Below are 11,597 nucleotides of genomic sequence, written 5' to 3' on the forward strand. Positions count from 1 at the left end.
GCCTTCGGCGCCACGCTCGGCGGCGCCACCGCCATCGGGCCGCTGGCCGGCGGGGTGCTGACCGACACACTGGGCTGGCGGTCCATCTTCTTCATCAACCTGCCGATCGGCGCGGCGGCCTTCGCGGCCGGGGTGGCCCGGTTGCGCGAATCTCGCGACCCGGCCGGCGGCCGGGCCGACTGGGTGGGCACGGCCCTGATCACCGGGGCGCTGACCGCGCTGATGTTCGCGCTGATCCGCGGCAACGCGCTGGGCTGGGCGAGCCCGGCGATCGTGGCCCTGCTCGCGACCGCAGCCGTAGCCCTTGCCGGGTTCGTGATATACGAGCTGCGCATCGCCGCGGCGCCCATGGCCGACCTGCGCCTGTTCCGGCGGCGGAGCTTTGCCGCGACGGGGTTCGTGGCGTTCGCGATCTCCGCGACGGTCATCGGGATGATCATCTACCTGTCGCTGTATGTGCAGAACACCCTCGGCTACTCCCCGGTCCAGGCCGGGCTGCGGTTCCTGCCGCTGTCGCTGGCCTCCTTCACGGTTGCCTTCCTGACCGGCCGGCTGATCGGCAAAGTGGCGATGCGGGTGCTGCTGGGCGTGGCCATGGTCGCGGCCGCGGCCGGGCTGGCCTCGATGGCCCACCTGACCGCCACCTCCACCTGGCTGGTGCTGCTGCCCGGATTCATCTTGGCCGGGATCGGCCTGGGCGTCACCTCCACCGGCCTGGCCTCGGCAGCGCTTTCGGCGGTGGAGCCGGCCCACGCCGGGATGGCGGCCGGCCTGGTGAACACGCTGCGCCAGGTCGGCACCGCCACCGGCGTGGCCGTGCTCGGCGCCCTCTATGCCTCCCGCGTCACCACCGCCACCCTGCACGCCCTGGCCGGCGTGCCCGCCCCGCCCAGCGCCGTCCACCGGCTGGCCGCCGCTGTTGCCTCCGGCGCCGGCACCCGGGTAGCCGCCGTGGTCCCGCCCGCCGCCCGCGCCGCGGTCACCCACGCCGCCCGCGCCGGCACCGCCCGGGGGCTCAACGACGTCCTGCTCGCCGCGGCCGCGTTCGCCGCGCTCGGCGCTATAGCTGGATTCGCCTACGGACCCGACCCGGCCAGGCAGCCGCCGCCCAGCCCCGCCCCCGGCGACCACAGCGCCCAGCCGGCCACCGCCCAGCACCAGGCCTGAACCGTCACGACGTCGTCGCAGAGGCCGAGGCAAGGCCCTCACCAGCGTACGGTTCGAGAAACGCGTCGCCGCCCGTCTTGGAGAGACGGACTGGACGCCGTGCGGAACGAGCAACCAGGAGAGGAAACCCACAAGGCACGGGCGCTTTGCCCCATCTCATCGCCGACGGTGTCCCGCAACACCTCGTCCTCGACCGCCGGTACGATCTCCGGCCCGAAGGCCGCTGGCGGCAGATTCGCCTCACGGTCCGGCGGCGGTATGCATCGACCAGGCGACGGGCTGCGATCGTCCACAGCCAGCCCAGCGCGCTGACCGAGTAACCGATCGATGAACGGCATGTCCCCACGGTCCATTCGATGCGTGCACGCACCGTCCGGCAAACGCGCACCTCGCGGCATAGACCGCCGGCGGGCATTCGTGTCGGTCACGGCGAAACGGCTCGCTGGCGTTGGGCGACATGCTCAAGGATGGCTGCCCCCTTGCGCAGGCCGTCGCGGGAGCGGATCTGCTCGCCGATCCTCGCAAGCCGCTCACGCAGGTCTTGGTCGGCAAGCAGCGCGTCGACCGCTCCGGTCAGCTCCCTATCGGTGCAGCTGTATGTCGAGAGCCGTCGGCCGAAACCCAGCTCGTCGATCCGCTGGGCGTTGTCGTACTGGTCCCAGAAGAGTGGCAGCACGATCATCGGCTTGCCGAAGTGCAACGCCTCGGTCGTGGTGTTGTTACCGCCGTGGGTGATCACTAGGTCAACATGGCCGATGATGCTGGTCTGCGGGAGGAACGCATCGCCGTACATGTTGCCGGCCAGCGTGATGCGGTCGGCCTGTGGACCCTTGCTGACGATATAGCGGTGACGGGTTGTGGCCAGGACGTCGACCAGCCGCTGCATCAGATCTACATCGGCACCACCAAGAGAGCCAAGCGAGAGGTACACCAGGCCCGAACCCTCCGGCCGGTCGCGCACCACGTCGGGCAGCTCAAAGGCCGCATCGGTCTCGCGAACGCTGGAGTCGAGCCGGTGCCACGTCCAGTCCAGCGGGCGTAGACCGGCGTAGTCGGCCTCCGCTGGGAAGAGGTAGATGTTCGCGACCTTCGAGGTGGCGATGAACTCCAAGTCCGGCAAGGGCTCGGCACCCTGCTCCTGCACCCACCCGTCGAAGGTCGCCCACATGGGCCGGAGCGTACGGTCGAACTCCGCGCGGTACGCCTCCCAACCTCTCTGGTCAGCGACCGGATAGCCGGAGAACGTCGGCGGGACCTTGTCGCCGCGGACCTCGAGAGGATTGCAGGACATGATGCGTACGAAGGGAGCGTCGGTGGTGGTGAGAGCCGGAAAGCCGACCACATTGTCCTGCACGATTACGTCGGGTTTGTGCTCTGCGATGATCTCCCGCAGGTGCGGTTCGCAGTACATAGCTCCGTCGATCAATGCCTGATACGTCGGCTGGATGAACGACTCGAGCTGGGCCAGTGTTGGCTTGCGGAACTCGGGGGCCGTTTCGGCGATGAAGTCGGCCCAGAACTTGCCGGCGTCCAAGTCCCCGGAGGGGTCGGCGGGGGGCTCAGCGAGGTCGATCAGCGCCTCGACGAATCCCAGCGGTTCGAGCCGGTTCTTCCACGACGACTCCGAGGCGAACACCACGCGATGGCCGCGCTTGAGGAGGATGTTGCCTAGCCCGATGCAATGATTCGTCGGTCCATAGGCAGACTCGGGCGCGAACAGGATCGTGAGCGGTCTTTCGTCGTCCATCCTGGCTGGCCCTCCACGTCCTGTCCGGCTGGGGCACAGACCAATATGTCCGACCATTGTCCCGAAGACTCTGGGACCCAAACCCGAGAGATCGAACTGCTTTGGCGGTGCGCTTATGCAGCAGGCCCCCGGCCCGGCCCGCATGTCCCTCGCAAAGGCCGTCTCCGACGGTCAGTGCCCTCTCCGTTTATATCCGGCGAGGCCTTCGCCGGGGCGCGAGCACAGACAGGATGCCCTCGCCCTTATGCAGATCGCCTCCGGGCCTGAGCAACCTCGCCCCGCCCACCCAATTGCGTCCTGCATCTATCCTTCGATTGCGATCTCATCCAGGGCTTTCATCAGGCGGATCTGCGCCTCGTCACGCCAGCTCCGCTACCGTCCCGCCGAAGTCCTCCGCCTGCGTGGTGAGCAGACGGACAGTGTCGGCATCAAAGCTCGCCTGGCCAAGTGTCTTCCACAGGGCTTCCAGCGCCGGGCCGAGGTGCACGAGGAAATCGGCGAGCCCGCCAGGCCCGCCCCCCAGGTGGAAGGTCTGGAACGGTCCTGCCACCGCCCACCGCATCCCGATCGAGCTGGTCACGACTGCATCCAGCTCCTGCTCGGTGACCACACCCTGGGTGACGAGGTGGACGGCCTCGCGGAACAGGGCTGCCTGCAGCCGGTTGGCCACAAAACCCGGGATCTCCCGGGAGAGCACCTGCGGCCGCTTCCCCAGGGCACGGTAGAACGCCACCGCCCGCTCGACCAGATCCGGGTCCGTCGTAGGCGACGGCACGATCTCGACCAGGGGGACGAGATGCGGCGGGTTGAAGGGATGCCCGATGACCAGGCGGCCGGGCTCGCGCATCGCCTGTCCCATCACCGATGCCGGGATACTTGATGAGGAGGACGCGAACAGGGCGTCCGCCGGGGCGCCGGCCTCGATCTGCGACCACAGCTCCTTCTTGAGGTCGGGCCGTTCGGGCCCGTTCTCCTGGACGACGTCTGCGCCGGCCACGGCGTTGGTTACGGCCGGCTCGAAGCGCAGCGCATCCGTGCCGTCGGTGAGGTCGCCCACGGGCAGCCCCAGCTGCGCAAGGGTGGGGGCGATCTCGCGCAGGCCGGCCCGGACGCGTTCCTCGACGTCCGGCACCGGGTCGCAGACCGTCACCTGCATGCCGTGCGCCAGGAACTCCGCCGCCCACGAGATGCCGATGACGCCGGCGCCGACCACGGCGGCGCGCCGGTAACCGGGCTGATCACCGCTGCCCATGTGGGCCCTCCTTCGCGACGCCTGTCCACCGGGGCCGTGAAGCCCGCGTGGTTGCCGAGGTCCTGGGTTGAAGTCGTCCTCGGCCTGGGCCAGCGGCAACGCGCCTGCAAGCACGACGCGAGCTCGCCCTGTTTACCCGGCCTCGCGTCGAGTATTGATAGCAGTCCTACCACTACCCTGAGTCGTCTCTCAGTCAGCCGGGCAGCTTCGCGGCCAGCACGTCGATCGGCTTGATATCCGGCGGCGAGCTCAGCAGTTCTTCGGCCCTGCCCAGCAACGCCGCCGCGATGGGTCCGTCGAGGTGAGCCTGGCGGCCGTCTGACCCGGGGAAGACATCAAAGATTCCATAGGTGGTGTCGTCGATCTTGAAGGCGAACCAGGCGATCGTGTCGTCCTCGGCCTGGGCCAGCGGCAACGCGCCCTCCAAGAACGACGCGAGCTCGTCCTCCTTACCCGACCTCGCGTTGAGTATCGCTAGCAGTCCTACCGTGACCATGGGTCGCCTCCTCGTGGATCGTGCGGCCGCACGTAGGCCGCACGAGACCGTCGAGCAGACACTAGACCGCCGCAACAGCACGGCCGGCCAAGTCGCGCAACCTGGCGTGAATCCGCTCAGCACGCGGAGCTAGCCCTAGCTAGCCCTAGCTAGCCCGCGCGGCCAGCCGGGCGCGCAGTGGCAGCAGTTACCGGCCGGGTCTCCATGCATCGGCCCGGTGTCAGTGCGTGACGTCGAACCTGGCGAGCAAGCTGCGGGCCGCCGGCGGGACGATGCGCACGGTCCCGGCGAAGGTCCGCGCCGATGGTCCAGACAGTGCCGCCGCGCCGGACAGGTCCGGGCGCCCAGGCGTGAACAGCCACGTCTCGAATAGCGAGTCCAGCTGCTGACCCGAGATCCGCTCGGCGAGGCCGATAAACTCGTCGGTCGTCACGGTGCCGCCGGACTGGGAGCTCGCCCACCGGCGCAGGATCCGGAAGAAGTCCCGGTCGCCAACCGCTAGCCGCAGCTGGTGCAACGTCATCGCCCCGCGCGCGTATACCGGGAAGTCGAACAGGTCGTTCGGACCGGGATCGCCGATGGTTAGGGTCCAGAAGTCGTCGTCCGGCGGAAAGATGCCGTAGAAGAAGTCGAAGAGCTCTTGCGCGGTACCGAGACCTTCTCGTTCGCTCCACAGCCACTCCGCGTAGGTCGCAAAGCCCTCGTTGAGCCAGATGTGCTGCCACCGCTCGAGCGCGAGACTGTCGCCGAACCACTGGTGGGCCAGCTCGTGCACGACGACGTCGTCCCCGGACACCGGATCGCTGAAGAACCCCTTTGCATAAATCGGCCGAGTCTGGTTCTCCAGCGCGAAGCCAAAGGATCCAGAGTCGTCGACGATCCCGCCGGCCGCCGAGAACGGATACCGGCCGAAGTTGTCCGCCAAGAAGTTGATGATCTCTGGCTGCCTGGCGAACGAACCCGCGACGATCTCACCGGTCGGCTGCGGTACGTCGGCCGCCGTGCCGGCGATCCAGTCGTTGGCGTTCGGCTCGCTGCCCTCGGGCGCGCCGGGCACGGTCCAGCCGTCCATCGTGTCGCCGTCGTCCTCGAACGAGGTGGTGCCCTCGCCGGTCGAGACGACGACATCGTCGACGAACGCGCCCGCGCCCTGGACAACGTCGTCGCTTGCGTAGGAAATGGACACCTCGACGTCGCTGCCGGCATACGCGGACAGATCCACCGCCCACTGCTCGGGTCCTCCGCTGGACCCGCTCACCGCATTCCACTCACCGGTGCCGCCGCTTGGCGCGCAGGTGCCGTCGCCATTGTCCGTCTGGTAGTGGGTGAGGAACGGGTGCAGCTGGTGCCAGAACGGGCAGGAGAAACCCGTATCGGTGCCGGTGTGCCCGTTGAGATCGGGCAGTGTGGTCCAGTTGTCCAGACCAACCGTGTGCGCCTCGACGAAGGTGAAGTCCCAGTTCTGCTCGGTGTCCCGGGTGATCCAGAAGGACAGCTCCGCGCCACCGGCCGGCACACTGATGGTCCTGGCCAGCCGCTTATAGCTGGTGTTGGCGACCTGAGACACGGCGAACTGGCTACCGGTCCGCGGCTGGGCGACCGGATCGAACAGGTCGGGATCGATCGCGTCCCAGAACCGGAGTCGACCGTGACGGTAGGCGTGCAGGTCCCACTCGCCGACATTGAACGTCGCGAGATAGGAGGCCATGGGCTCTCTCGCTTGCCAGGTCCAGGTGGTCCAGCCACTCCGCGTCCGGCTGCTGTCCAGCTTGCCGTTAGCGACCACGTCGAGTCCCTGCGGAACGGTGACCTTGAAGGTGTAGGACGCCTTGTCGGTGGGGTGGTCGTTGACTGGGAACCAGGTTGCCGCAACGTCCGGCTCGCCGATCACCATGGCTCCGTCGTCGGTGTGGATGAAGCCGGACCCATCCGGGAGGGTCTGCGGGATTCCGTCGTAGCGGATCACGGCGGTGAACCTGTGATGGTTGCGTAGACCGCGGCCGGGAGTGACGGTGAGCTCGCCGCCGTCTCGGCTCCAGGCCGCCGATCGGCCGTTGACCTTGATGGATCTTACGGTGAGGCCTTCGAAATCGAGGTTGAAGCTTGACAGGTTCTGGGTGGTGCGTGCGCTGATCGTGGCTACACCGGTCAGGACATCGGTGGCAGGGTTGTACCGCACGTCGAGCGTGTAGTGCTTGACGTCGTAGCCGCCGTTCCCGTCCAGCGGAAAATATGGATCCCCGGCGCCCGGCGCGCCCGGCGTGAACTGTGGCCGCCCTTGGCCGCCGGGAGCATCGCCGGCCAGAGCCATCGTGGGCGACAGCGCTAAGCAGGTGGAGACGGACAGGGCGACACCGGCCTTGCGCATCATGGGGATTCCCCTTTACTCGAGCGCCGATCCTGTCTCGTCTAGCCCAGCGCGGAGCAGCGCGGCCGTCAACCGCTGAGGGACGTCGACTTGACGCTGAAGGCCAAGTCGGCGAGGTCTGGTGTCTTTTCCTGCCGGTAGACGAGCACGACCCGGTTGCCTTCGAACCATCCGGCCACTGCGGCGCCACCGGTCGACAGGGCCATCACCTGACCGTCGGCCTTGACGAACCGTGGTGCCGACTTCGACCTAGTGACGGCGTTGATGAGCTGCACGACGTACTGGTCCTGGAACACCGGGCTCTTGGCCAGACTCTTCTTCGTGCTGTAGACCGCCACGCCGCCCACGTCGCGGCCGGAGACCGTGAGCGTGCTGACGGACTTGGAGACAACCAGCCCCCCTGAAGCCTTGAGCGCCCGAGCGAAGCGCGCCCGATCTGTGGCTGACGCTGGCCCATAACCGATTTGTCCAACGGTGCCAGGTGTGATCACCGGCATCTCCTTGCGGGGATCCGTCGTTGGGCGAGCAACCCCCGGCCCGGCAGACGTGGCCGGACCGGACCGTGAGGTGCGGGTCGCGGACGAATCGGATCCGGAGCACCCGGCCACGGCACCGGTAAGGAGCAGGCCGCCGGCGAGGGCACAGCAAGCAGCTATCCGAACCATCGCGACAACCCCCCGCGCATCAGACGTCGACCCCCGACTTTCGTACCGTATCCCGCGCGGCCTGAGCAGCGGCGAGCGAAGGAGCCAGCTTTCATCCAGCACGAGGGTAGCCAGAGCGGGGCCAGGCTTTCCCGAGATGCCGCAGTTGAGATACAGGCATGGGGTAAATCGTCCGTTCGACCAACTGGTACATCGGCCGTTCGGCCAAAGTGCCACCACCAGAGTGGATGTTTCCCGCTCGGCCCCGCATCGGTCCGGCCGCAACCGCTTACCCTCTGAGAGCGCACCGCGGTATGAGGTCGCCTGGTGGCACCACAGCCCGCGCGCTCTGTGGTTCCACGTACCCGGGGGGGTGTTTGCATGATCAGGCCCGATCGCGTCGTTGCCGTTGCCGCCTCTCCTCAACAGCCTTACAGGCAACCTGGATGGGACGCAGACCGATGACCGAGATGCCATCGCCCCGCTCCTCGCGTCGTGTTTCGCCGCGCGTGCGGCGGCTCCGCCATCCGGTGTCTATCGCTCTCGTGGCGATAGTGGCCATGGTGTTGGTGCCACTCCAGGCCTTCAAGGGCGATTCGGCCGCGGCGGCTGGCCCGTGTGGTCCGCCGGTGGTGAGTGTGATCGCATGTGAGAACACCCAGCCAGGGGATCCGCCGAGCGACTGGCAGATTACCGGCGCGGGCTCTTCGACGATCCAGGGTTTCGCCACGTCGATCAGCGTGAACCCGGGCGACACGGTCCAGTTCAAGATCAACACGCCATCCAGGTCCTACCACTTCGACGTCCTGCGGCTCGGCTACTACCAGGGCAACGGTGCGCGGAAGGTGGCGTCGGGGTTGAGACCGACGGCGACCCTGCCGCAGTCTCAGCCCACCTGCCTCAACGACCCGAACCCGACGGGTCTGATCGACTGTGGGAACTGGGCGGTGTCGGCGTCGTGGACGGTGCCGTCGACGGCGGTTTCTGGGGTGTACATCGCCCATCTGGTCCGTGACGACGCGACCGGCGGCAGTCATATCGTGTTCATCGTCCGAAATGACACGAGCCACTCGGACATGCTGTTCCAGACCTCCGATGAAACCTGGCAGGCGTACAACACCTACGGCGGCAACAGCCTGTACACGTGTGCGTCGAACTGCCCGCCAGGGAACCCGGCGGCGTACAAGGGCGCGGCCAAGGTGTCCTACAACCGGCCGTTCCACTCAGCCGAGGACGACTCGGGAGGTCGGAGCTGGCTGATGTACACCGAGTACCCGATGATCCGGTTCCTCGAGGCCAACGGCTACGACGTGTCCTACACGACCGGCATCGATGTGGGGACATCGCTGGGGGGTTCGCTGCTGACCAACCACAAGGCGTTCCTGTCCGTCGGGCACGACGAGTACTGGTCGGGTGCGCAGCGAGCCAACGTCGAGGCGGCCAGGGACAACGGGATGAGCCTGGCGTTCTTCAGCGGTAACGAGGTGTTCTGGAAGACCAGGACTGAGCAGAGTATCGACAGCAGCCACGTCGCCAACCGCACCCTAGTCACCTACAAGGAGACGCACTTTGACGGGGTAGTGGACCCGCAGGACCCGCCGACCTGGACAGGTACGTGGGCTGACCCGCGGTTCAGCCCCCCCGCTGATGGGGGTCGACCGCAGAACGCCCTGACCGGTCAGCTCTTCGTGGTGAACTCAGGGACGACCGACATCAAGGTGCCCGCTGCGTACGGCAAGCTGCGGTTCTGGAAGAACACGCAGGCCGCGAGTCTGGGGACGGGGCAGACGCTGACCCTGGCCCCAGGCCAGGAGACGCTCGGCTACGAATGGGACGAGGAGCCGGACAACGGCTTCCGACCTAAGGGCCTCTTCGACCTCTCGTCGACGACGTACACCAACGCTGAGATCTTCACCGACTACGGCAGCACCACCAAGTCCGGCCAGACCGCCACCCACCGGATGTCGCTGTACCGAGCGCCCAGCGGCGCCCTGGTGTTCGGCGCGGGCACCGTGCAATGGTCGTGGGGGCTGGACGACCCCCAATCCACGCCCGACACGAACATGCGGCAGGCCACGGTTAACCTGTTCGCGGACATGGGGGTGCAGCCGTACGCTCTGGGCTACTCCGGCCTGGTCGCGGCCACCAAGTCGACTGACACCACGGCGCCTACCTCGACGATCACGTCGCCGGCAGCCGGTGCCAACATCGGCGACGGTGCCAAGGTCACCGTGAGCGGGACCGCGTCGGACACCGGCGGCGTCGTTGCCGGCGTCGAGGTCTCTACTGATGGTGGCACGACCTGGCACCCCGCCACCGGAACCACCAGCTGGAGCTACAGCTGGGTGGCGCACGGGAACCCCAGCACCACGATCAGGGCCAGGGCGGTCGACGACAGCGGCAACATCGAGACGCCGTCCGCCGGGACCTCGGTCAATGTTGGCTGCACCTGCTCGATCTTCGGTGTGGGCGCGACGCCCGGGACGGCCGCCTCCACCACCACCGGCGGCCTGGAGGTCGGCCTCAAGTTCAAGTCCGATGTGTCCGGCAGCGTCACGGGCGTCCGGTTCTACAAGGGCACGGGGAACACCGGCACCCACGTCGGGAACCTTTGGACGGCGTCGGGGACGAGGCTGGCGACGGTGACCTTTGCCGGGGAGTCCTCCTCCGGCTGGCAGCAGGCCACGTTTGGCAGCCCGGTCGCGATCAACGCGAACACCACCTACGTCGTGTCCTACTTCGCGCCGAACGGGCATACGGCGGTGGACGAGTCCTACTTCTACCCGCCTCCGTCCCCCGGGCCTGACGGGAACAGCGACGTGGACAGCCCGCCCCTGCACGCGCTGCGCAACACCAACGGTGTCCTGAACGGCCTCTTCAGGACCAGTACCACGAGCACGTTCCCGACGAGCAGCGAGGACGCGTCCAACTATTGGGTGGACGTGATGTTCAACCTGAACACCGGACCGGCGACCGTGCCTGGAGCGCCATCAGGCGTGACCGCAACTCCGGGCAACGCCTCGGCACAGGTGAGCTGGACCGCGCCGTCTGACGGCGGTAGCGCGATCACCGGCTACACGGTGACCCCGTTCATCGGTACCACGGCACAGACACCGACCACGGTGTCCGGCAACCCGCCGGACACGAGCGTCACCGTGTCCGGGCTGACCAACGGGACGGCGTACACGTTCAAGGTGTCGGCGACCAACGCGGTGGGCACCGGCCCCGCCTCCGCGGAGTCGAACGCCGTCATTCCCGCGGCCGCCAGCTGTTCCGCGTGCACCCTGTGGCCGTCGACGGCGGTTCCGTCGACGCCTGACGAGCTCGACCCGAGCTCCACCGAAGTGGGGGTCAAGTTCAAGGCGGACCTCAACGGACAGGTCAATGGAATCCGGTTCTACAAAGCGAGCACCAACACGGGCACCCACATTGGGAACCTGTGGACCTCCTCGGGGACGAAGCTGGCGTCGGTGACCTTCGGCAACGAGACCGCGTCCGGGTGGCAGCAGGCACTGTTCTCCACCCCGGTGTCGATCACCGCCGGCACTCTCTACGTGGCCTCGTACTTCGCCCCGAGCGGTCACTATGCCGGTGATGGCGGGTACTTCGCCGGCGCGGGGGTGGACAGTGGGCTGCTCCACGCGCCGGCGGATGGCGTCAACGGTGGCCAGGGCGTATACCGATACGGCAGCGCGAGTGTCTTCCCGAACAACACGTTCAACTCCGAGAACTACTGGGTCGACGTCGTCTACTCGACGGGAACGCCGACCGCCCCCAGCGCTCCGACGAACGTGTCGGCCACGGCCGGGGACGCGTCGGCGGTGGTGTCGTGGACCGCGCCGTCCAACGGCGGCAGCGCGATCACCAGCTACACGGTGACCCCGTTCATCGGGGCGACCGCGCAGACCCCGACCACGGTGACC

The 11,597-nt window shown here is 67.6% G+C and carries 7 protein-coding genes; 2 read left to right on the top strand and 5 right to left on the bottom strand.

Going from position 1 to position 11,597, the window contains the following annotated elements; translation table 11 throughout:
• Positions 1-1,167, top strand: a 1,167-nt coding sequence (locus VGR06_RS29025; RefSeq protein WP_327562334.1) for an MFS transporter, incomplete at its 5' end; no start/stop codon positions are given.
• A 424-nt stretch (positions 1,168-1,591) separates the two neighbouring features.
• On the opposite strand, the gene VGR06_RS29030 is transcribed toward VGR06_RS29025, so the two are convergent.
• The 5 genes from VGR06_RS29030 to VGR06_RS29050 all read right to left on the bottom strand — a co-directional run bounded on the left by VGR06_RS29030 (position 1,592) and on the right by VGR06_RS29050 (position 7,521).
• Positions 1,592-2,914: a glycosyltransferase gene (locus VGR06_RS29030; protein WP_327562335.1), complete on the bottom strand. Its 1,323-nt coding sequence runs from the start codon at positions 2,912-2,914 to the stop codon at positions 1,592-1,594.
• Positions 2,915-3,272: 358 nt separating this feature from the next.
• The gene (locus VGR06_RS29035) at positions 3,273-4,166 is read right to left on the bottom strand and encodes a 3-hydroxyacyl-CoA dehydrogenase NAD-binding domain-containing protein (protein WP_327562336.1); all 894 of its coding nucleotides are present in this window, start codon (positions 4,164-4,166) and stop codon (positions 3,273-3,275) included.
• A gap of 193 nt (positions 4,167-4,359) precedes the next feature.
• On the bottom strand, positions 4,360-4,662 hold the full coding sequence (locus VGR06_RS29040; RefSeq protein WP_327562337.1) for an antibiotic biosynthesis monooxygenase: 303 nt from the start codon (positions 4,660-4,662) through the stop codon (positions 4,360-4,362).
• A 220-nt stretch (positions 4,663-4,882) separates the two neighbouring features.
• Positions 4,883-7,033, bottom strand: coding sequence for a M1 family metallopeptidase (locus VGR06_RS29045; RefSeq protein WP_327562338.1), 2,151 nt, complete (start codon positions 7,031-7,033; stop codon positions 4,883-4,885).
• A 65-nt stretch (positions 7,034-7,098) separates the two neighbouring features.
• On the bottom strand, positions 7,099-7,521 hold the full coding sequence (locus tag VGR06_RS29050) for a hypothetical protein (protein WP_327562339.1): 423 nt from the start codon (positions 7,519-7,521) through the stop codon (positions 7,099-7,101).
• 791 nt (positions 7,522-8,312) lie between these two features.
• Here VGR06_RS29050 and VGR06_RS29055 point away from each other — a divergent pair.
• On the top strand, positions 8,313-11,597 hold a 3,285-nt coding region (locus VGR06_RS29055; protein WP_327562340.1), incomplete at its 3' end, for a N,N-dimethylformamidase beta subunit family domain-containing protein.

Source organism: Actinophytocola sp., from assembly GCF_036002505.1.
Classification (GTDB): Bacteria; Actinomycetota; Actinomycetes; order Mycobacteriales; family Pseudonocardiaceae; genus DASYTH01.

What these genes read in the sequence shown, in the direction of transcription:
- VGR06_RS29045 (WP_327562338.1), bottom strand. Translation starts at nt 7,033, where the DNA reads ATGATGCGCAAGGCCGGTGTCGCCCTGTCCGTCTCCACCTGCTTAGCG.
- VGR06_RS29030 (WP_327562335.1), bottom strand. Translation starts at nt 2,914, where the DNA reads ATGGACGACGAAAGACCGCTCACGATCCTGTTCGCGCCCGAGTCTGCC.
- VGR06_RS29040 (WP_327562337.1), bottom strand. Translation starts at nt 4,662, where the DNA reads ATGGTCACGGTAGGACTGCTAGCGATACTCAACGCGAGGTCGGGTAAG.
- VGR06_RS29035 (WP_327562336.1), bottom strand. Translation starts at nt 4,166, where the DNA reads ATGGGCAGCGGTGATCAGCCCGGTTACCGGCGCGCCGCCGTGGTCGGC.